At 62.8% G+C, this 21,287-nt stretch carries 17 protein-coding genes and 1 pseudogene; 11 read left to right on the forward strand and 7 right to left on the reverse strand.

Features of this window, described 5'->3' with window-relative positions; genetic code table 11:
- Nucleotide 1: 1 nt before the first annotated feature.
- The 3 genes from creC (at nucleotide 2) to LPB072_RS06710 (ending at nucleotide 3,144) form a co-directional block, all read left to right on the forward strand.
- Complete coding sequence (creC, locus tag LPB072_RS06700; protein WP_066093051.1) at nucleotides 2-1,444, forward strand: two-component system sensor histidine kinase CreC; 1,443 nt, start codon at nucleotides 2-4, stop codon at nucleotides 1,442-1,444.
- 114 nt (nucleotides 1,445-1,558) lie between these two features.
- Nucleotides 1,559-2,923 carry a cell envelope integrity protein CreD gene (gene creD / locus LPB072_RS06705; protein WP_082877037.1) on the forward strand — a complete coding sequence of 455 codons (1,365 nt, stop codon included), beginning with the start codon at nucleotides 1,559-1,561 and terminating at the stop codon, nucleotides 2,921-2,923.
- Nucleotides 2,924-2,925: 2 nt separating this feature from the next.
- A complete protein-coding gene (locus LPB072_RS06710; protein ID WP_066093054.1) occupies nucleotides 2,926-3,144 on the forward strand; it encodes a hypothetical protein in 219 nt (72 codons plus the stop codon).
- A gap of 9 nt (nucleotides 3,145-3,153) precedes the next feature.
- Here LPB072_RS06710 and LPB072_RS06715 read toward each other — a convergent pair whose 3' ends face one another.
- A complete protein-coding gene (locus LPB072_RS06715) occupies nucleotides 3,154-4,191 on the reverse strand; it encodes an endonuclease/exonuclease/phosphatase family protein (protein ID WP_066093056.1) in 1,038 nt (345 codons plus the stop codon).
- Nucleotides 4,192-4,239: 48 nt separating this feature from the next.
- Nucleotides 4,240-5,331 carry a substrate-binding domain-containing protein gene (locus tag LPB072_RS06720; RefSeq protein WP_066093059.1) on the reverse strand — a complete coding sequence of 364 codons (1,092 nt, stop codon included), beginning with the start codon at nucleotides 5,329-5,331 and terminating at the stop codon, nucleotides 4,240-4,242.
- 124 nt (nucleotides 5,332-5,455) lie between these two features.
- Between LPB072_RS06720 and LPB072_RS06725 the strand changes: the two genes are divergently transcribed.
- The 6 genes from LPB072_RS06725 to LPB072_RS06750 all read left to right on the forward strand — a co-directional run bounded on the left by LPB072_RS06725 (nucleotide 5,456) and on the right by LPB072_RS06750 (nucleotide 13,194).
- Complete coding sequence (locus tag LPB072_RS06725) at nucleotides 5,456-7,129, forward strand: OFA family MFS transporter (protein ID WP_066093061.1); 1,674 nt, start codon at nucleotides 5,456-5,458, stop codon at nucleotides 7,127-7,129.
- Nucleotides 7,130-7,198: 69 nt separating this feature from the next.
- Nucleotides 7,199-7,657 (forward strand): formate dehydrogenase subunit gamma, encoded by a 459-nt coding sequence (locus tag LPB072_RS06730; RefSeq protein ID WP_066093064.1) that lies wholly within the window; start codon nucleotides 7,199-7,201, stop codon nucleotides 7,655-7,657.
- Complete coding sequence (locus LPB072_RS06735; protein WP_066093067.1) at nucleotides 7,654-9,213, forward strand: formate dehydrogenase beta subunit; 1,560 nt, start codon at nucleotides 7,654-7,656, stop codon at nucleotides 9,211-9,213. Before LPB072_RS06730 ends, LPB072_RS06735 begins: the two co-directional genes overlap by 4 nt.
- 12 nt (nucleotides 9,214-9,225) lie before the next feature.
- The gene (gene fdhF / locus LPB072_RS06740; protein ID WP_066093070.1) at nucleotides 9,226-12,117 is read left to right on the forward strand and encodes a formate dehydrogenase subunit alpha; all 2,892 of its coding nucleotides are present in this window, start codon (nucleotides 9,226-9,228) and stop codon (nucleotides 12,115-12,117) included.
- Nucleotides 12,118-12,140: 23 nt separating this feature from the next.
- A complete protein-coding gene (fdhD, locus tag LPB072_RS06745; RefSeq protein WP_066093635.1) occupies nucleotides 12,141-12,944 on the forward strand; it encodes a formate dehydrogenase accessory sulfurtransferase FdhD in 804 nt (267 codons plus the stop codon).
- A gap of 25 nt (nucleotides 12,945-12,969) precedes the next feature.
- Nucleotides 12,970-13,194, forward strand: coding sequence for a formate dehydrogenase subunit delta (locus LPB072_RS06750; RefSeq protein WP_066093073.1), 225 nt, complete (start codon nucleotides 12,970-12,972; stop codon nucleotides 13,192-13,194).
- Here LPB072_RS06750 and LPB072_RS06755 read toward each other — a convergent pair.
- The 5 genes and pseudogenes from LPB072_RS06755 to LPB072_RS06775 form a co-directional block, all read right to left on the reverse strand.
- Complete coding sequence (locus LPB072_RS06755) at nucleotides 13,182-14,591, reverse strand: sensor histidine kinase (protein ID WP_066093076.1); 1,410 nt, start codon at nucleotides 14,589-14,591, stop codon at nucleotides 13,182-13,184. The genes LPB072_RS06750 and LPB072_RS06755 overlap by 13 nt on opposite strands.
- A complete protein-coding gene (locus LPB072_RS06760) occupies nucleotides 14,588-15,250 on the reverse strand; it encodes a response regulator (protein WP_066093079.1) in 663 nt (220 codons plus the stop codon). Before LPB072_RS06760 ends, LPB072_RS06755 begins: the two co-directional genes overlap by 4 nt.
- Before the next feature lie 195 nt (nucleotides 15,251-15,445).
- On the reverse strand, nucleotides 15,446-15,721 hold the full coding sequence (locus LPB072_RS06765) for a hypothetical protein (RefSeq protein WP_066093082.1): 276 nt from the start codon (nucleotides 15,719-15,721) through the stop codon (nucleotides 15,446-15,448).
- A gap of 152 nt (nucleotides 15,722-15,873) precedes the next feature.
- A complete protein-coding gene (locus LPB072_RS23670) occupies nucleotides 15,874-16,152 on the reverse strand; it encodes a hypothetical protein (protein ID WP_066093085.1) in 279 nt (92 codons plus the stop codon).
- Between the two features lie 114 nt (nucleotides 16,153-16,266).
- Nucleotides 16,267-18,122, reverse strand: a pseudogene (locus LPB072_RS06775) (DEAD/DEAH box helicase).
- Between the two features lie 324 nt (nucleotides 18,123-18,446).
- Here LPB072_RS06775 and LPB072_RS06780 point away from each other — a divergent pair.
- Nucleotides 18,447-20,678 carry a DUF1631 family protein gene (locus tag LPB072_RS06780; RefSeq protein WP_066093093.1) on the forward strand — a complete coding sequence of 744 codons (2,232 nt, stop codon included), beginning with the start codon at nucleotides 18,447-18,449 and terminating at the stop codon, nucleotides 20,676-20,678.
- Nucleotides 20,679-20,688: 10 nt separating this feature from the next.
- Nucleotides 20,689-21,234 (forward strand): hypothetical protein, encoded by a 546-nt coding sequence (locus LPB072_RS06785; RefSeq protein WP_066093095.1) that lies wholly within the window; start codon nucleotides 20,689-20,691, stop codon nucleotides 21,232-21,234.
- The last annotated feature ends 53 nt before the right edge of the window (nucleotides 21,235-21,287 follow it).

The raw sequence follows: 21,287 nt of genomic DNA on the forward strand, positions 1-21,287 counted from the left end.
CATGCGCATAGCCTTGCGATTGATGTTGGGGTTCTTCCTCGTGTTGGGGTTGGCGCTGTTTGTGGTGTTGCGGGTATTCATGAGCGAAGTCGAACCGGGCACACGGCTGGCCATGGAAGACAGCCTGATCGACGCGGCCTTCGCCTACGCCCAGCTGGCCGAACCCGACATGAAGGCCGGCACCATCGCCAGCGGCGGCTTTGCACAGGCCATGGCTGCTTACCAGAATGTGCGACCCGGCGCGGTGCTCTGGGGCTTTCCAAAAGATCAGATCGACACCCGTATCACCATCGTCGACACCCTGGGCGTGGTGGTGTTTGATACCCGCGGTGAAGCGATAGGGCAAGACTTCTCGCGCTGGAACGACGTGGTGAGAACGCTGCGTGGTGAATACGGCGCGCGCTCCAGCATCGAAGACCCCAAAGACCCCGAAAGCACGGTGATGCATGTGGCCGCGCCCATTCGCGATGGCGACCGCATCATCGGCGCGCTCACGGTTTCCCGTCCCAACAACAAGCTGGAGCCCTACATCGAGCGCAGCCGGCAGCGCATCTTGCGTGGTTCCTGGGTGTTGCTGGGGTTCACGCTGTTGATGGGCTTGTTGTTCAGCTGGTGGATGGCGAGTTCGCTGTCGCGCTTGCGGGGCTACGCGAACGCCGTGGCGGGTGGTGAGCGGGCCGAATTGCCGCGCATGGGGCGATTCAGTGGCAAGACCGAGTTCAACGATCTGGCGCAGGCGGTTGAGCGCATGCGTCTGAAACTGGAAGACAAGGCTTACGTCGAGCACTATGTGCACACACTGACGCACGAACTCAAGAGCCCACTGGCCGCGATTCGCGGCGCTTCCGAATTGCTGCAGGAGCCTTTGGCCGAGGCCGATCGCCAGCGCTTCGCACATAACATCGAACGGCAGGCCGGGCGATTGCAGCAGCTGATTGACAAGCTGCTGGGTCTGGCCGATGTGGAGCAAATGCGCGAACTGCGCGATGTGGAAGCGGTTGACCTGGCCGGGCTCACGCGCGAGTTGCTGCGTGCGGCCGAACCTCGGTTGCGGCTGAAAGATATCCAGGTGGTGGATGGATTGGGCGAAACCGGTGTGCTGGTGAAAGGCAACCGTTTTCTGGTGTCGCAGGCCCTGCAAAACCTGATCGACAACGCGGTGGATTTTTCGCCAGTGGGTGGCACATTGACGCTGGCGATGGCGCGAGACGCCCGCGGCGTGGCGTGGTCGGTTCGCGATGAGGGGGCAGGCATTCCTGACTATGCGCGTGAGCGCATCTTTGAACGTTTCTATTCGCTGCCACGCGGTGAGGGCCTGGAGAAAAGTTCCGGACTGGGGCTGTGTTTCGTGAATGAGGTCAGCGAGCTGCACGGAGGGCGGGTGGATGTGGAAAACGTAGGCAACCCCAGCGGTTGCATGGCGCGCTGGTGGTTGCCGGTCTGAGGCTCAGCGCCTTCACGCCCGCTGCATAAAACACTTTTTCGCTTCACACAGCCTGCGCTCCGGGCGCACACCCGGGTTCAAGAATGGCGTCATCCCACAACCGAGGAGCGTCTCTTGAACAAATTTCCCTTGCTGAGCAAAACCCTGATCGTCGGGTTCCTGATGGTGCTGCTCGCCATTCCACTTGAAATGGTGAGTGGCGTGATCCGCGAGCGCACCGTGAACCGCTCACAGGCCACCGGCGAAGTTGCCCGCGCCCACGCCGGGGCACAAACCATGACCGGGCCAGTCCTGCACGTGCCCTACACCGAGACGTTCAGGCGCACGGTGGTGGTCGATGTCAACAAGGACACGAAGCGCGAAGACACGGTCGTCGTGGCGCGGGTGCTCACCGTGTTTCCCAGGCGCCTGGACACGCGCAGCCGGCTCGCTACCGAGACCCGCTGGCGGGGCATTTTCCCGGTCACGGTCTACACCAGCCACCATGAAACCGCAGGGCGTTTTGTCTGGCCTGGCGTGGCGCCAACCGAGGTGGGTGGGCAAATCAAGCTGGGGCAACCCAGGATCATGATGGGCGTGAGCGATTTGCGGGGTTTGCAAAGTGCGCCTTTGCTCAGGCTGGGCGGGAAAGCCCTGACTGTGAGCGCGTCGCCCGCCAGCCAGAAGCTGCCCTTGCCCCTGGCGGCGCCGCTGGCGGTCGAGCTGCTGGAAGAGGGTGCACCGCTCGATTTCACTTTGGCGGTGGATCTTGCCGGAACGGGTCAGATCGCCTGGGTCCCCCTGGCTGAAGACAACCGGGTAAGCCTCACTTCGGCCTGGCCCCATCCCAGCTTTGGTGGCGATTTTTTGCCCCGGGAGCGCGTGGTCGATGATGCAGGGTTCACGGCCAGTTGGAGCGTGCCTTCGCTGTCCACACAGGCGCAGCAGCAGTTTCTGTCCCAGGGTCGAGAGCCCAATGGCCATGTTGATCAGCTGTCGGTTTCGCTGGAGAACCCGGTCGATGTGTACCGGTTGAGCGACCGTGCCACCAAATACGGAATGATGTTCATCGTGCTCACCTTCGCGGCCTTCTTCGTGCTGGAAATGGTCAAACGCTGGCGCATCCATCCGATGCAGTACCTGATGATCGGTGCGGCGCTGGTGCTGTTTTTTCTGCTCTTGCTGTCGTTGTCTGAACACCTGGCATTCGCTGCCGCCTATGGGGTAGCGAGTGCGGCCTGTATCGGGCTGTTGAGCCACTACCTGCGGCATGTTTTGGGCAGCTGGCGCGCGGGTCTCGGCATGAGTGGCATGCTGGTGGCGTTGTATGGGGTGCTCTACGGCATTCTGGTGTCGGAAGACAACGCACTGATGATGGGCTCGCTGCTGTTGTTTGGTGTGCTCGCAGCCATCATGGTGGCGACCCGCAGGCTGGACTGGTACGGCGTGATGCGTTCGGATACCCAGCCGGCGGACACGCCTGTCGTCGCAGGGGATTGAGCATGGCCCCGGTCATTGAAATGGATGAGCAGCTGATGGCGTCAATGCGCCTGGGTGATCCGCTGTTGGTGGCGGTGCAAGTGCGCCATGAGGCAACGGCGCGGGAGGCCGTTGCAGGACGACGCGATCAGCGGGCGTTGCGGTCGCGGGCCATGATCGAACTGGCGCTGGCCTGGGCCGATCCCGTCTGGCGTCGGCATTGGCGCACGGCTGGCCGGTGAGCCGAGCGTTCAACCTTGTTGTTGCTGTTCCCAGCGGATCAGCGCCCGAACAAAGCCGTGGTCGCTCTTGGCGCGGCTGCGTCCTTCGAAGAGGTGGTCGTTGAACACTTCGACCCGCAACACTTCACCAATGGCCCTGCGGCTCCTGGCTGTGAACTCTTCGCTTACCAGTACCTGGTCAAGCACCTCGGGGTAGCCTTGGTGGATATGAGAGAAGGCGACATCGCGGCGCAGTGCCCCATCGCCTTGCACGTCCCAGGCACTGAACAGCGCGGTGTCGTAGGCGCCGCGCTGGTAAGCCACCTGGGAGGTATTGGCCACGAGCTGGGTTGTGACGCTGTGGGGACTGTCGTTCAGGTCACCCATCATGACCAGCGGTTCGCGCGAGCGGTGAAGGATGTCGACCACCCTGAGGCGAACAGCGAGTGCCTCTGCGCCGCGCATGATCAACGATCGAAGGCTGCCCACAGCTTGCACGGTTGGATCGTCGCGCTCTTCCACCGTTTTGCCCTCTTCATCGCTCAAGAGCTTGGGACGCTTGGATTTGAAGTGAGCCGTGATCACATGCAGACAGGGACCGTTTTTCAGACGCAGCGTGGCGTGCAGGGGCGGGCGCTCAAAGCGGGTGTAGGGCCCCATGCCGGGCACATCGACCACGGCTTGTGGCGGGAAGTCAACCAGCGATTCGACCGATTCGACCGCAAGGCGGGTGATCAGGCCGACGCGAGGGGTGCCTTGAGCGCCGCTCTTGCCCGGGCCGTTCTCCGCGCCGGGCACGCTGACGAATTTGTATCGCAGGCCGCTGCGCTTGACAGCCTCCTGTAGAGCAGCTTCGTCCCACACCTCTTGCACTGCGAGCACATCGGCGTTGAGCGTTTTGATGCGTTCGCCCAACCAGTCCACCTTGCGTTCGTATTCGCTCTGACTGTAGGGGTCTTGACCCGGGTAGAAATCGCGCCCCGGGAGCGCGAGGTTGAGTACGTTGCAGGTGGCCACGGTCAGGGTGGCGTACTTGATGGGTGCGTCGTTGGAATTTGGGTTGGCCATGGGACATCCTAGGGCATCCGCAGCGCCACGGAGTGTCGGGTGCCAAATTCAGTCAGCGGGTGTGAACTCGTTCAGGGCAGGGAAGGCCTCCAGCAATGGCGTGACCGTGCCTGAGCTGGCGGAGTCGTAGCCGGGCAGGGCATTGACCGATTGTTTGAAATCGGGGTCGGCGAGGATCGCCAGGGTCTTCTGCATCACCGGGTGTCGCAGCATGCTTTCCCGGCAGAGCAGGAAATACCGCTCGTTGACCATGGGGATGAAGTCGAGCTGAAAATAGCGCGCCGGGCGCTCCAGACCAAACCCTGCATCGGCCAGGCCGCTGGCCACAAAGGCCGCGACGGATGCATGGGTCGCCTCGCTTTGCTCGAAGCCCGCAATGTGGGCGCTGGCGATCCGTTGCTCGCCGAGCAAGCCTTCCAGCAAGTAGCGTGTACCCGAGTCGGCGGGGCGGTTGATGAAGCGCACGCTATCGCGAGTCAGGTCACCCAGGTCGTAGATCTTTTTCGGATTGCCGGGCGCAACCATCAGACCTTGTCGCCGCGTGGAGATGTCAATGAGCATCAGGTCGGGTGCCTGCAGCCATTGGGTGTAGTGGGCCAGCGCGCGGGTTTGCTGTGAACCGACGGGAATGTGAATGCCGCAGGCTTCGCAGTCGCCGTCGTGTAACGCGGCGGCGGCGGCGGTGCTGGAGGCGTAGCTGCGCGCGAGGGACTGGCCTTGTTCGAGCAGCTGTTCAATGAGCTTTTCGATCGAGAAGCCATAGCTGGCGTGCAGGCGAAAGGCACTGCTTCCCGGGCTTGAAATTTTGGCGATTTCGTGTGAAAGCTCAGACGACAGGGAGTCAAGAATGGGTTGCAGCCGGGCCATGATGCGCAGATCTGCCCAGACGAGTTTTTCGGCCAAAGGAGAGAGGGTAGAACCTTTGCCGCGCTCCATGTGCAGCAGCGTGGTGTTGAAGTGGGCCTCGCCCGAACGCACCAGATCCCAGGCATGGCGGTAGGACATGCCCAGAACCTGGCAGGCGGCCAGCAGGCTGCCCTGGGTGTGCACGGCGGTGAGCAATTCGATCAACCGTGGCGACAGCGTGCCGCTCTCGTCGCCTTGAATTGTCCATACCGGTTTGATCGAAATTTTCTTCATCGGGGAAACCCTTTATGAGCCAGAGCGCCTATGGCTGTTGCCCGCGCGCTCATATTGCGCGCCCTGCGTGAGGCCACGATGATGCACGAGCTTTCCGTGAGATCAAACACAAAAGGAGACAACGATGGGGACATCTGCAGTGGCCACTGGGGCCTTGGTTGGGGGTAACGGCGAGGGGCTGTTGTCCAAAGAACGCATCATCGCAGCGCCGGGGTTCAGCCGGTGGCTGGTGCCGCCCGCGGCATTGGCGATTCACCTGTGCATTGGCATGGCGTATGGGTTTTCTGTTTTCTGGTTACCGCTGTCCAAGGCCCTGGGCATCAAGGAGGCGTTGCAGTGCGGACCTGATGTGGGGTTCTTCGGTCAGCTGTTCACCACCCGTTGCGATTGGTCAATTGCCACGCTGGGCTGGATGTACACCTTGTTCTTTGTGTTCCTCGGACTGGCTGCAGCGGTCTGGGGTGGCTGGCTGGAGCGGGTCGGTCCGCGCAAGGTCGGGGTGCTCGCCGCTCTGTGCTGGGGTGGCGGCATGCTGATCTCGGCGCTGGGCATTTATCTGCACCAGTTCTGGCTCATGGTGCTGGGCTCGGGCGTGATCGGTGGCATTGGTCTCGGGCTGGGCTACATCTCGCCGGTGTCGACGCTGATCAAGTGGTTTCCGGACAAGCGCGGCATGGCGACCGGCATGGCCATCATGGGCTTTGGTGGTGGGGCCATGATCGGCTCTCCGCTGGCCGCCGAGCTGATGAAAATTTTCTCAACGCCGACCGAAGTGGGCGTGTGGCAGACGTTTGCGGTGATGGGCGCGATCTACATCGTGGCGATGTTGTGCGGCGCGTTTGGCTACCGCATCCCCGCCAGTGGATGGAAGCCCGAAGGCTGGACGCCGCCGGCGGCACAGGGCAGCAACGCCATGATCACCCACGGCCATGTGCATGTGAAAAAGGTTTGGGGCATTCCCCAGTTCTGGCTGGTCTGGCTGGTGTTGACCATGAATGTGTCGGCCGGCATCGGCGTGATCGGCATGGCCAGCCCGATGTTGCAAGAGGTGTTTGGCGGCAGCCTGATCGGCGTGGCCGGCAAGTTCAGCGAACTGGACAAAACCCAGCTCACCGCCATAGCGGGTGTGGCCGCGGGTTTTGCCGCCTTGCTCAGCCTGTTCAATATCGTGGGCCGGTTCTTCTGGGCCAGCCTGTCCGACAAGCTCGGCCGCAAGATGACCTACACCTTGTTCTTCTTGCTTGGTGGCATTCTGTATTTCAGCATTCCCGCCAGCGCAGGCTCGGCCAACAAGCTGATGTTCGTGGGTGCTTTCTGCATCATCCTTAGCATGTACGGTGGGTCGTTCTCGACCGTGCCAGCTTATCTCGCCGATCTTTTCGGTACCCAGATGGTGGGCGCCATCCATGGCCGCCTGCTCACCGCCTGGGCCACGGCGGGCATCATCGGGCCCGTGGTTGTGAACTACATGCGTGAATACCAGCTCGGCCTTGGCATCCCTCGTGAGCAGGTGTACAACCAGACCATGTACATCCTGGTGGGCATGTTGCTGGTGGGGTTGATTTGCAATCTGCTGGTGCGCCCTGTGGCCGACAAACACTTCATGACCGATGCCGAATTGGCGGAGGAACGGCGCCTGGCGCACGACCGGGCCAAAGCGGGCGAAGTGGGCAAGAGCCACGAGGCGTTTCATGCCACCAGTCCGGTCACAGTGGCCCTTGCGTGGGCCGCCGTGGGCATTCCCCTGGCTTGGGGCGTTTACCGCACCATGCTCAGCGCTGCCAAGTTTTTTGGTTAGGCCGAATTCACCCTCGAATCCCGCGGCGAGACGCTGCGGGATTTGTCTTCAAACTTCCGGAGCCATGCGATGCCAGAGCCGCTCGATACCCTGATCCAACAACACCGAAACGAGGCAGGGGGACTCATGCCTTTGCTGCATGCCGTACAGGCTGCCTATGGCTTTGTCGCGCCTGAAATGGTTGAGCCCATTGCCAAAGGTTTCAATCTGTCGCGTGCCGAGGTGCATGGGGTGATCAGCTATTACCACCATTTCCGAACCACGCCGCCTGGACGCACGGTGGTGCAGGTGTGCCGGGCAGAGGCCTGCAAGGCTTGTGGGTCCGACGGACTGATGGCTGAGGTGGAGCAACGCTTGGGGATCAAGGCACATGAGACCCGGGCCGACGGCGCGGTGTCGCTGGAACCGGTGTATTGCCTGGGCCTGTGCGCTCAGTCGCCCGCCATGCAGGTCAACGACCGGCTGTTTGCCCGGGTCACGCCAGAGCGCTTGCCGGCGGTGTTGTCGGCCGTGGAGGTGGCGGCATGAGCGCAGTGAAAGTTTTCGTGCCTTGCGATTCGGCGGCTTTGGCGGCGGGGGCCAATGAGGTGGCGGCGGCTTTGCTGAACGAGTGCGCAAGGCGGGGGCTGGCGATCGATCTGGTGCGCAACGGCTCGCGGGGCCTGTTCTGGCTGGAGCCTTTGGTGGAGGTGGGCACCGCCCTGGGCCGTGTGGCCTACGGGCCGGTCACGCCTGAAGATGTGGTGTCGTTGCTGGACGCCGGCTTGCTGGACGGCGGCGAACACGCCCTGCGCCACGGCATCACCGAGCAGATCCCCTTCCTCGCTTTGCAGGAGCGCCTGACGTTCCGGCGCATGGGCATCACCGATCCGTTGAGCCTGGCCGATTACGAGGCCCATGATGGCTGGCAAGGATTGAAACGGGCCGTGGGCATGGGCAGCGCCGATCTGCTGCACGAAGTGACCCACTCGGGTCTGCGCGGGCGCGGGGGTGCCGCGTTTCCGGCAGGTATCAAATGGAAGACGGTGGCCGGACTTCAGGCGGCCCAGAAGTACGTGGTGTGCAACGCCGATGAGGGCGATTCGGGCACCTATTCCGACCGCATGACCCTGGAGGGCGACCCCTTCATGCTGATCGAAGGCATGGCGATCGCCGCCATGACGGTTGGGGCCACGGAGGGCTACATCTACATCCGCAGCGAGTATCCGCACGCGGTGGCCACCATGACCCGGGCCATTGCGCTGGCCACCGAGGCCGGCTTCCTGGGCGACCGCGTGCTCGGCAGCGAGCACATCTTTCATCTGCACGTGCGCAAGGCCGCGGGTTCGTATGTCTGTGGCGAAGAAACGGCGATGCTGGAGAGCCTGGAGGGCAAGCGTGGCATCGTGCGCGCCAAGCCGCCGCTGCCTGCGATCGAAGGTCTGTTTGGCCTGCCCACGGTGATCAACAACGTGATCACCTTCGCCAGCGTGCCGGTGATCCTGGCGCGCGGCGCGCAGTTTTACCGCGATTACGGCATGGGCCGCTCCCATGGCACGCTGCCGTTCCAGCTGGCGGGCAATGTGAAGCAGGGTGGTCTGGTCGAGAAAGCGTTTGGCCTCACCTTGCGTGAGCTGCTCTACGGTTTTGGAGGGGGCACGCGCAGCGGTCGACCGATCAAGGCCGTGCAGGTCGGTGGGCCGCTGGGCGCCTATGTGCCGGAGTCCCAATGGGATGTGCCACTGGACTACGAGGCGTACGCGGCCATCGGGGCGGTGCTGGGCCACGGTGGCATCGTGGTGCACGACGACACGGCCGACATGGCCGGGCTGGCGCGGTACGCCATGGAATTCTGCGCGATTGAAAGCTGCGGCAAATGCACACCCTGCCGCATCGGATCCACCCGCGGGGTCGAGGTTATCGATCGCATTGCCGGCGGGGCGAATCGCGAACAGCAGGTGATCTTGCTGCGCGACCTCTGCGAAACCATGGTGGGCGGCAGCTTGTGCGCCATGGGCAGCATGACGCCGCTGCCGGTGTTGTCCGCGCTGGACCATTACCCGGAAGATTTTGGATTGACCGCCGCCGACCATCAGGCTGCGTGAAGGAGACAAGCCATGTTGAAGCACATCACAATTGAAATCGACCGCGGCACACCGGCGCGGACCTCCAGCGAAACGGTGGAGCTGACCATTGATGGCAACCGCGTGAAGGTGCCGAAAGGGACATCGCTCATGCGGGCTGCCTCGGACGCGGGTATTCAGGTGCCCAAGCTCTGTGCCACAGACAGTCTGGAACCTTTTGGCTCCTGTCGCCTGTGTCTGGTGGAAATCGATGGCCGCAAAGGCACGCCCGCCTCTTGCACCACGCCGGTCGAGGCGGGCATGGTGGTGCACACGCAAACCCCCAAGCTGCAAAAGCTGCGCAAGGGCGTGATGGAGCTTTATATTTCCGATCACCCACTGGACTGCCTGACTTGCAGCGCCAACGGCAACTGCGAGTTGCAAGACATGGCCGGCGTGACGGGCCTGCGCAACGTGCGCTACGGCGTGGGTGGCGCGGTGGTGGATGGTGTGGCGGGGGACCACCATTGCGATGCCAAACAAGACGAGTCCAATCCCTACTTCACTTACGACGCCAGCAAGTGCATCGTCTGCAACCGCTGTGTGCGGGCCTGTGAAGAGACGCAGGGCACCTTTGCGCTGACCATTTCCGGACGCGGGTTCGAGAGCCGGGTGTCACCGGGCCAGGATCAGCCCTTCATGGACAGCGAATGTGTGAGTTGCGGCGCTTGCGTTGAAGCCTGCCCGACCGCCACGCTGCAGGAAAAATCCATCATCGAACTCGGTCAACCCGAGCACAGTGCCATTACCACCTGTGCCTATTGCGGCGTGGGTTGTGGCTTCAAGGCCGAAATGAAAGGCAATACGGTCGTGCGCATGGTGCCGTGGAAAGACGGCAAGGCCAACGAGGGCCACTCTTGCGTGAAAGGCCGCTTTGCCTGGGGTTACGCGACCCACAAAGACCGCATCACCAAACCCATGATCCGTGCCAAGATCACCGATCCGTGGCGCGAAGTGAGCTGGGACGAGGCCATCGGCTATGCCGCCGGCGAGTTCAAACGCATCCAGGCCAAGCACGGCAAGGACTCGGTGGGCGGCATCACGTCGAGCCGTTGCACCAACGAAGAGGTGTACCTGGTTCAAAAACTGATCCGCGCGGCCTTTGGCACCAACAACGTGGACACCTGTGCCCGCGTCTGCCACTCGCCGACCGGTTACGGTATGGGCCAGACGTTTGGCACCTCTGCCGGCACGCAGACCTTCAAGTCGGTGGAGCAGGCCGATGTGATCATGGTGATCGGCGCCAACCCCACCGATGCCCACCCGGTGTTCGCATCGCGCATGAAGCGCCGCTTGCGCGAAGGCGCCAAGCTCATCGTGGTGGACCCGCGCCGCATCGAACTGGTGGAGACTCCCCATGTGCGCGCCGACCACCACCTGGCCTTGAAGCCCGGCACCAACGTGGCCATGATCACGGCCCTGGCTCATGTGGTGGCCACCGAGGGGCTGGTCAATGAGGCCTATGTGGCCGAGCGCTGCGACATGAAGAGCTTCAACGAATGGCGCGCTTTTGTAAGCCGCCCCGAGAACTCGCCGGAAGCATTCGAGGCGGTAACCGGTGTGCCGGCAGACGAAGTGCGCAAGGCCGCTCGCCTCTTCGCCAGTGGCCCCAATTCTGCGATCTATTACGGCCTGGGAGTGACCGAACACGCACAAGGCTCCACCATGGTGATTGGCATCGCCAACCTGGCCATGGCCTGTGGCATGGTCGGTCGCGAAGGTGTGGGGGTGAACCCTCTGCGCGGTCAAAACAACGTGCAGGGCAGTTGCGACATGGGCAGCTTCCCGCATGAGCTGCCGGGTTACCGCCACATTGGCGATACCACGGTGCGCGCGCAGTTCGAAGCGCATTGGGGCGTGGAGATCAGCCCGGAACCTGGTCTGCGCATTCCCAACATGTTCGAGGCCGCGCTGGGCGGCAGCTTCCTGGGGCTGTATTGCCAGGGTGAAGACATCGTGCAGTCGGATCCGAACACGCAGCACGTGTCGGCGGCGCTGTCGGCGATGGAGTGCATCGTGGTGCAGGACATCTTCCTGAACGAGACCGCCAAGTACGCCCATGTGTTGCTGCCCGGCAGCAGTTTCCTGGAAAAGGACGGCACCTTCACCAACGCCGAGCGCCGCATCAGCCGCGTGCGGCAGGTGATGCCGCCCCTGGCCGGTCTGGGCGACTGGGAGGTGACCATGAAGCTGGCGAATGCGCTGGGTTACCCCATGCATTACAACCACCCCGAAGAAATCATGCAGGAGATCGCCGAGCTCACACCGTCTTTCCAGGGTGTGAGCTTCGAGAAGATCGACCGCCTGGGCAGTGTGCAGTGGCCTTGCAATGAAGAGACCGAAGACGCAGGAACGGCCACCATGCACGTGGACCACTTCGTGCGTGGAAAAGGCAAATTCTTCAACACGCAGTACATCCCCAGCGACGAAAAGATCACGCGCCGCTTTCCGCTTCTGCTCACCACCGGCCGCATTCTCAGCCAGTACAACGTGGGAGCCCAAACCCGCCGCACACCCAACAACCAGTGGCACGACGAAGACCTGCTGGAGATCCACCCGCACGACGCGCTGGACCGCGGCGTCAAGGCCGGCGACTGGGTGGGCATCAGCAGCCGTGCAGGCCAGACCGTGATGCGGGCCCAGATCAGCGAGCGCATGCAGCCGGGCGTGGTGTACACCACCTTCCATTTTCCTGAGAGCGGTGCCAACGTGATCACCACCGACAGCTCCGACTGGGCCACCAACTGCCCCGAGTACAAGGTGACCGCGGTGCAGGTGGTGCCGGTGACGCAGCCTTCTGACTGGCAAAAGGGCTACGAGGCGTTTGACCGCCAGCAAATGGGTTTGCTGCGGCAGGGGCAAGCGTCCGAGGTGGTCGGCAAGTGACGCCGTTCGATCAGGCTGTGGTCATGCCCCAGGGTGTTCGAACCACCACGGTCACAGCGTTGCGCAGTGGTGTGACGTCGGTGCAAACCGACTGGGTGGCCGAGGAAGTGCCTGTGGCGCTGGTGTTCAACGGCATTTCCCACGCGGTGATGCTGGCGAGCCCGAACGATCTCGAAGACTTTGCACTGGGCTTTGGTTTGACCGAGGGCTTGCTGGCGAATCGCGCCGAACTGTACGGGATGGACATCGAGCGCGACGAACGGGGTGTCAGTGTGTTGCTCGAGGTGGCCGCGGCTTGTGAGTGGCGCCTGAAAGAGCGCCGGCGCAACCTGACCGGGCGCACGGGTTGCGGTCTGTGTGGCACCGAAAGCCTCGATCAGGTGAGCCATGCTGTGCCGGCCGCTCCTGAAGTTCAACTGCAATCCGGTGCGTTGGCCCGCGGTCAAAGGGCGTTGCGCGAGTGGCAGGTGCTGCAGCAACTCACGGGCGCTGCCCATGCTGCCGCCTGGTGTGATCTGGACGGGCGCATCGTGATGCTGAGAGAAGATATCGGCCGCCACAACGCCCTCGACAAGCTGGTGGGCGCCATGACCCAGGCCCATTGCGATCCCCTGCAAGGCTGGGTCCTGGTCACCAGTCGGGCCAGTTTCGAGATGGTGCAAAAAACCGCCATGGCAGGCGCGGGCGTGCTCGCCGCGGTCTCGGCCCCCACCTCCATGGCGGTGAACCTGGCTCAGCGTTGCGGGCTGGCGCTGGCCGGATTCGTGCGCGGCGATGACTGTGTGGCTTACACGCAGGCCCATCGGCTGGGGCTTGAAACACCCTGAATCAACGATCAACGAGACCCGACACATGGATATCCACAACCTGATCAGCATGGCCAACCGCATTGGTCAGTTTTTTGAGTCTTTCAGCGATCGCACGGAAGCGCTGGAAGGCATCAGCAACCACATCCGGAAGTTCTGGGAGCCGCGCATGCGGCAACAACTCCTGGCACAACTCGATGAACCTGCCGGTGAGGGACTTCGGCCCATCGTCGCCGAAGCCATGAGGGCACACCGCGATCAACTCGTCTGAAGGTCCCTGACCGGGCCTGGACCGGCGAGAGGCAGTTGAACGACCACCGTGAGACCGCCGCCGGGTGTTTCGCGAAGCTCCATCTGGCCCGCATGTGCCAGCACGATGCTCTGCACGATGGCCAGCCCCAGGCCACTGCCTGTGCCATCGCCGCTGTTGAGCCGAACGAAGCGTTGCATCGCGCGCTCACGTTGTTCGCTCGGGATGCCCGGCCCGTTGTCAGACACCACCAGCCGGGCATAGCCGTCCACAGCGGTCAATTCCACGTCCACCCTCGCGCCCGGTGGAGAGTAGCGCAAGGCGTTGTCGATCAGGTTGTCCAGCATGGCCCGCAAGGCCGTGTCATCGCCGCGAACGTCGGCGGTCTGGCATTGCAACAGACCCAGGTCAATGCCCCGATGCTCGGCCAGAGGGGAGAGCTGTATCACCGCCTGACGCACCCCGGCGTGCCAGTGCACCGTGCTGTGTTCGAGCGCCCGAGCATCGGGTTCGGCGCGGGCCAGTTGCAGCAGCTGGGCGGCCAGGTGGATCGCGCGTTCGATACCGGTGTCCAGTTCGTTGAGTGAAGTCTCTCGTTCGCCGCTGGGTGCGCGCCGGGCCAACTGGGCCTGCAGTTTGATGGCAGCCAGCGGTGTGTTGAGTTCGTGTGCAGCGTCGGCGAGAAACTGTCGCTGGTTGATCAGCAACTGATCGAGCTGCTTCAGCAACTGGTTGAGCGCGAGCGCCAGTGGGGCCACCTCAACGGGCAGATCCGTGGTGTCCAGGGCATGCAGCTCCGAAACGGCGCGTTGACCGATCTGGCGCTGAAGACTTTCCAATGGGCGCAGCGCCCGTTTGACCGCTTCGTGGATCATCAGCGTGAGCATCACCACCAGCAGCACCATGGGCACCAGCATGCCAGGCAAAAGTTCGTAGAACGAGCTGTCCCGGTCTTGAATGGATACGGCCACCTGCGCGATGCGCCCGTTGCTCGCAACGGTGTAGGTGCGCCAGGTCTGGTCTTGCCACTGGGTCTGGTGAAAGCCCGCGGGTTGCAAAACCGGGCCATCGTCGTCGAGCGAGGAGAAAACCAGTTCACCCGAAGGGCTCCAGACCTGGCTGACAAATTGGCCTTCATCGGGGTCGGCGTCAACCTCTTCCGTGTCCGCCGGGAGCGCGGCAGGGGGGGCGGTTGCTTCGTCGCCGGGCGTCATAGGGGAGTTGAGGGCGTTGGCCGCACCCGGCATCGGCGTCAGGTCGTGGCGCAAGACCGAATGGGCGATTTGTTGCAGCCCGTAGTCCCGCACCTGATCGAAGCCGTGGCGCGCGAGGAGAAACGTCAATACGCCTGCAATCACTGCGGCCAGCAGCAGCGCGGAAATCTGCCAGATCAGCAGGCGGGAGCGGATGGAATTCAATCCGGGTTCACAACTTTGTACCCCACGCCCCGCACGTTGCGGATCCAGGGTTCCACCAGTTTGCGCCGCAAATGGTGGAGGTGCACCTCCACCGCATTGCTGGCCACCTCGTCTTCCCAGCCATAGAGCCGGTTTTCGAGTTGATCGATGGACAGCACCGCACCGGGTTTGTCCATCAACGCCTGCAGCAGCTTGAACTCACGGGGTGACAGCGCCAGATCACGTTCACCCAGGTGGGCACGGTGCTGCAGTGGATCGACCTTGAGCCTGCCAAGCTGGAGCAAGGGCTGGCTGCGCCCGGAATGGCGGCGCGCCAGCGCATGGATACGGGCCATCAGTTCGTCGAGGTCGAAGGGTTTGCTGAGGTAGTCATCGGCACCGAGGTTCAGCCCTGCCACCCGGTCTTGCACCGCATCTCGGGCCGTGACGATCAGCACCGGGGTTGTGAGCTGTTGCTGGCGCCAGGCCTTGAGCAACTCGAGTCCGGAGGTGCCGGGCAGCCCGAGGTCGAGCAGGATCACGTCGTAAGTCTGGTCCGTGACGGCGGTTCGGGCATGGGAGCCCTGTTTTACCCAGTCGACGATGAAGCCCGCGCGGGACAGCGCCTTCTCCATGCCCGAACCCAGCATGGCATCGTCTTCGGCAAGCAGCAATCTCATGGGAGGTCAAAAAGTAGGAAGGAGCCCGTCGGCTTGTGGCGGCGCGCTGCAAGGGCTGTTGTTGCTATTGTGAACCGCTGGCACGGCGGTTGTCAGGAAAGAAGACGGCGTGGTGGTCCCGCAGTCTTCTCCGGTCGCCAATGCGGGACAAGGCCATTTCGCTTCGTCCCGCATTGGCGACCACCTTCGGTGGCATCAACCTTTGGTGACTTCGGGCGCTGTCTCCTGAGCTTTCTTTTTCTTGGCCAGCACTTTTTTGGCTGGGTGCTTGACGGTCTTCACCTTCTTCGTATCGTGGCCAAGGGCCACTTCTTTGGTGGCGGCAGACGCCGTGACCGCTGTCGTTTCGGTGGCGGTGACAGGTGCTGCTGCTGTTGCTGCAGCGGTGGGTGCTGTCGCGGGTGTCGGCGTGGCGGCGCTGGCGGCCAGTACGGTGAAAGTGGAGACCAGGGCAATCAGGAGTTTGTTCATGTCAGTTCCTAGAGAAGAATGTGTCCGGAGGCGGCGCCCCTGTGACGCGTCCCATTGTGTTCAGAGTGACTTAGAAGCCCCTTAATGCCACGCTCGACCGGACGAAAAAAAGCGGACCGAAGTCCGCTTTTTTTTGGAAGAACCCAGTCCGATCAGGACTTTTTCTCTTCAACTTTCTTGGTCGTGTCTGCGGCTGCTGGCTTGGCCATCAGCTTGCAGTTTTTGTCCACTTTCACGTCGCACTTGACTTCGGCTTTCTTGGCATCTGGAGTGGCTGCAGCTGCGGCTGGTGCAACGGTCGCTGCAGCAGTAGCTGCAGGAGCGGTCACGGCAGCAGGTGCGGCGGCAGCTGCAGGAGCTGCTGCTGGCGTGGCTGCGTGAGCGGCCAGTGCGGCGAATGCGGAAACCAGAGCGATGGCAATCTTGTTCATTTAAAAGTCCTGTTGGATGATTGCTTGGAGGCGATGGCCTCCGCAGCAACAGGCATTCTCTTGATCAAGACTTAGCAACCACTTAACAGTGGTCGAGCGGGTTTACCGTTGGGCTCAGCGAATGCGCCCGTAGCTGGTGCGCAACGGATCGGCTCCGCCGCCTTTGGGGCCGTTGCCACCACCACCACCACCACCGCTGCGTCCGCCGGGACCACCGCGACCGCGGTTTCCACCGCCGCCGCCGCCATTGCCGCCTCGGCCACCGCGACCACCCAGGGAGTCGATGCTGGTGCGCAACGGATCGGGTTGGCCGCCGGGAGCGGGCGCGTTGTGGCGCGGTTCACGGATGCGCAGGCTGCCCAGGTGGGCATTGGGTCCGGGCTGACGCTCGGCGCGATCGCCGCCTTCGCCGCCACGGTCTTCACGCGGGCCGCGGTTGGGGCGGTCGGCATTGCGGGCCTGTCCGCCACCGTTGCCACCACCAAAGTTGTCGCGGTTGCGCGGCTGGCCTTGACCCTGACCGTCGCGTTGTGGGCGTGGGCCCTGGGCATTGCGACCACCGCCGCCGCCATTGCGGCCACGGCCGCCGCCTTCGCCGCGGCTCTCGCCTTGGCCTTCACCCTGGGGGCAGGGCGCTGGCGTTGACCGCCGCCGTTACCGCGACCGGGCGAACCGCCATCACTGGCTTTCTTTTCCCGAACGCGGGTCAGCATTTCCGTGCGTGCGGCCTTGGCCGCTGCGGCCATGACATCGCGGCTCGGTGGTTTGCCGGCACCGCCCCAGATGGTCTGGCGGCCCATGGCAATGGGCTCGGCCTTCTCACCCGGCTCGGGCATGAATTCCTGGAAGATCTCGACCGGAATCTGTTGCTTGGTGAAGCGCTCGATGTCCATCATGAAGCCTTCTTCGTCCAGGCTCACGAGGTTCACGGCTTCACCGCTCTTGCCCGCACGGCCGGTGCGGCCAATGCGGTGCACATAGTCTTCCGACACGTTCGGGATTTCGTAGTTCACCACGTGTGGCAACTCGTCGATGTCGATGCCGCGGGCGGCGATGTCGGTGGCGACCAGGGCTCGGATCTCACCGCTCTTGAAGCCGGCCAGTGCCTGGGTGCGCGCACCCTGGCTCTTGTTGCCGTGCAGGGCCATGGCCTGGATGCCGTTCTTGGTCAAGAACTCGGCGACGTTGTTGGCGCCGAATTTGGTGCGCGTGAACACCAGCACCTGGCTCCAGTTGTGCGTGTTGATGATATGCACCAGCAACGCTTTTTTCTTGCCGCGGCCGACGGGGTGGATCACCTGGGTGATGCGTTGCACGGTCGTGTTGCGCGGGGTCACCTGGATGCTCAGCGGGTCTTTCAGCAGGTTGTTGGCCAGATCGCGAATCTCATCGCTGAAGGTGGCCGAGAACAACAGGCTCTGCTTTTCCTTGGGCACCAGGGCGAGAATTTTCTTCACGTCGTGGATGAAGCCCATGTCGAGCATGCGGTCGGCCTCGTCCAGCACCAGCATTTGCACGCCGGAGAGGTCGAGGAAACCTTGCTGTTGCAGGTCGAGCAGACGGCCAGGGGTGGCAACCAGAATGTCCACGCCACGTTTCATGGCGTTGATTTGCGGATTCATGCCCACGCCACCGAAGATCACGGTAGAGGTGAGGGACAGGTGCTTGCCATAGACTCGCGCCGACTCTTCCACCTGGGCGGCGAGTTCGCGGGTGGGCGTGAGCACCAAGGCGCGGATGGCCACGCCGCCGAATTTGTTTTTGGCGCGCTCGCCAACGCTCAGGCGGTGCAGCATGGGCAGCGTAAACGCTGCCGTTTTGCCGGTGCCCGTCTGGGCGCCGCCGAGCAAATCACGCCCGGCCAAGACAGCGGGAATCGCTTCGGCTTGAATAGGCGTAGGGATTTCGTAGCCGTGCTCACGCACCGCTTGCACAATGGCCGGGGCCAGGTTCAGATCGTCAAAGTTCATTTAAGGAGAGGCGCCCATCCAGGGGCGCTGGGGGCATCGGCCACTCCGGTTGCTGTGCTCCCAGGGGAGACGATGACAACCGGTCAGTCTGAGGCAGATGGATTCACAAAGGTGGGCGGCGCATTGAATACCAAGGCACCTCCCCAGCAGTGTGCTGGTGTTGAGCCGGACTGTTGCACTCAACGAAGGGTATTGTCGCATGGAAGTGCATCAAATCGCTTTGATGCCTGTTTGCAACCTACCTTACTCATAATGTAGGGATGTTCCCGGCGGCCATTGTCCATGGTTTGCCCCTCCCACCGATTTCGAATTCGTATGGACCGTATGGATACACACAAATTGATCCGCTCCGGTGTGGCCAATGATCCGGGCAAGCAACGTCCGACGCTCCAGCATTGTCTGGAGGCCACACTCTCCATTGCCGACTCCATGATCGATGAAATGCTGGAGCGCCTGGCTCTGGTGGTTGATCCTGAAAGCGTGACGCCCACACCCGTCGAACTCAAGGGCGTGGATTTGAAAGAGGTGGCGCGCTGGCTGGATCAAGCCGATGCCATCAAGCACACCTGGTCCACTGAGTTGCGGCAGGTTTTTTATCACGGTGAAGGGCGCGATGTTGACGTGCACGTCGTGGTGCGCTTTGATGATTTGCGCTTGCTGGACGATCACCAAATTGATGCCAGCATCGAGTTCGCCATGGTTGAGCAAATTCTTGCGGGCGCAACCGTGGAACTGCTGCCCCGGCTGAACTCCCAGGTCAGCAACCTGATGGGCTGGCTGACCGTGCAACCCGACCTCAATCCGATCAAGCCGGCAGCCTACGCCAGGGCGCTGCGCGCGGTGTTTGTGGCCCACTTGAGTGACGCGCAACAACGCAAGCTGCTGATGGTTCCGGTGGCCAGCATTCTCGGTGAGAGCCTGCGCCAGGTCTACAGGGAGGTGATTCAGTGGTTGATGGCCAACGGCGTTCAACCGCTGGAGCCTCAGGCGCACAGCCTTCAACCCGATCGGGCGCAACAGTCTGCAGTCGGGCGCACGATGCTGACGCTGGGTCGCCTGCGCCAGCTGCTCGCGGGCGACCTGAACGAACAGGTCGCAGGTGGGCCGACCTACATGCAAACGGTGCCGGCGTCGTTGTCCGTTCTGGAAGACATGGACTTGATCGAGCCCTTGATGAAGCGCTTGCGCGAGCGCCCGTCGCCATCACCCGATCAGCCTCCTGTGGCCGAGTTGCCTGTGGTTTCGGGGCACAACCTCGGGCGGTTGCTGGGTCAGGAGGTGGTGCGACTCATGCTGGAAAACCTCACGCAGGACGAGCGGCTTTTGCCCGCGATCCGTCAGCAAATTGGCTTGCTTGAGCCTTCACTGATCCGTCTGTCACAGGCCGAGCCGCGTTTTTTCAGCGATCGCCAACACCCTGCGCGGCAGTTGCTTGAAAGCATGACACAGCGGAGCCTGGGCTTTCTCGGTCATCACGACGAAGGGTTTGCCGACTTCCTGAAGTCGGTGAAAGGGGCGGTCAAATCGATCGATAGGGTGGAGGCCACCGAGGAGAAATACGCCCGTCTTCTCAAGCGCTTGCGGCGCCGTTGGGAGGACGACGATGCCCGCAAGAATCAGCGGCGTGCCGAGGCAGCGCGCGCGCTGCTGCACGCCGAGCAGCGGCAACTGCTGGCTGAACGCCTGTCGCTTGATTTTCAACAGCGCATGCAGGACAAAGCCGTGCCCGACTTTGTACAGCGCTTCGTGTGTGGTCCCTGGTCTCAGGCGGTTGCAGAGGCTCAGTTGACCGAGTCGGCGGGGGGAGACGAGCCTCTCGAGGGTGTGACCGACGACCTCATCTGGAGCGTGCAGGCCGTGTTGATTCGGCGCGATGTGGATCGCCTGGCCCGCCTTGTGCCCCGTTTGCTGAGCCAGATCCGGCAAGGCCTGCAGCGAATTGACTACCCGGTGGAGTTGATCGGCCATTTTTTTGATGCCTTGGTCAATCTGCACGAAAAGGCTTTTGAGACGCCAACACTCACGCCGGAAACGGTGCCCGGAGAGCCCGCCATAGGCTCGACCTTGACCGGCGAAGAGGGTGACTTTCACAACCAGAACAGCCCGGAAGCCACGAAACCATTGGGCAACGACACGTTCTGGATGGCCGATCGGGAGGCAGCCGATGCGGGTTTTGTTGCAGGAGAGGCTGGCGAGTCGGTTGCGGCTTTGCTGGAAGGGGGTACGCCAAGGGAGCAGGAACTTTCGGCAGGCGCCTGGGTGAACCTGAAAACCCAGGGGGAGTGGGTGCGCGCCCAATTGACATGGACCAGTCCGCGCGGTGGACTCTTCATGTTCATCTCGGCCAGCGGCATGGCCCATTCGATGACCCGCCGCACACTGGACCGTTTGCTGGGAGCCGGCTCCTTGCAGATCGTCTCGCGTGGTGGCGTGGTGGAGGGCGCGCTGGACGCCGTGGCGCAACATGCCTTGCGCAATGCACAGAACGACAACGGCGATCCGGTCGACGATGGCAGCAGCAACAGCACGGGTGACATTCAGCAGGCTGCTCCATGAGGAACACCGGTTGACGACCACCACTTTTGGCTTCGACGCCCTGCAAGACCGCATCTGGATGCGGGTTCATGAACGGGATCAAACCGTCTGGCTGACCCGGCGCATGGTGGTGGTGATACTGGGGCCCATGGTGCAGGCCTTTGAAAACGCCACGCCAGGCCAACAAGGTGGGGCAGCTGCGCCTGCCCGGGCCGCTTTGGAACACGAACTGGCCTTGCATGAAACGGCGCCTGGCCAGGCGGCGCCGCAGATTCGGGCCGGCCGTGTGCCACCCAGTGAAGACAGCGATCCCCAGTTCCGTTTGTGCACGGGCATCAACGCGCGGGCCAGCAACCAGTCGATGGCCATGACTTTTGCCACGGCGAGCGGTCCGCTGGAGCTGCAGCTCAGCCGAAAGGGCATGCATCTGTGGTTGCGCGGACTGGCCATGGTGCTCAAGCAGGCCCAGTGGGGCATGCCGCAGGCTTTGCCAAAATGGCTTGATGCGGGGCTGATGCCGCCCTCCATTCAGGCGCTGATCGACAAGCCATGGCCGCAAGATCCTGAGGGCGGGTAGCCGGGTGAGGCCCGGCCTGCGATAATCCAAGGCTTGACTCCCCGCCGGCAAGG

It is taken from the genome of Hydrogenophaga crassostreae (assembly GCF_001761385.1).
GTDB lineage: Bacteria > Pseudomonadota > Gammaproteobacteria > Burkholderiales > Burkholderiaceae_C > Hydrogenophaga > Hydrogenophaga crassostreae.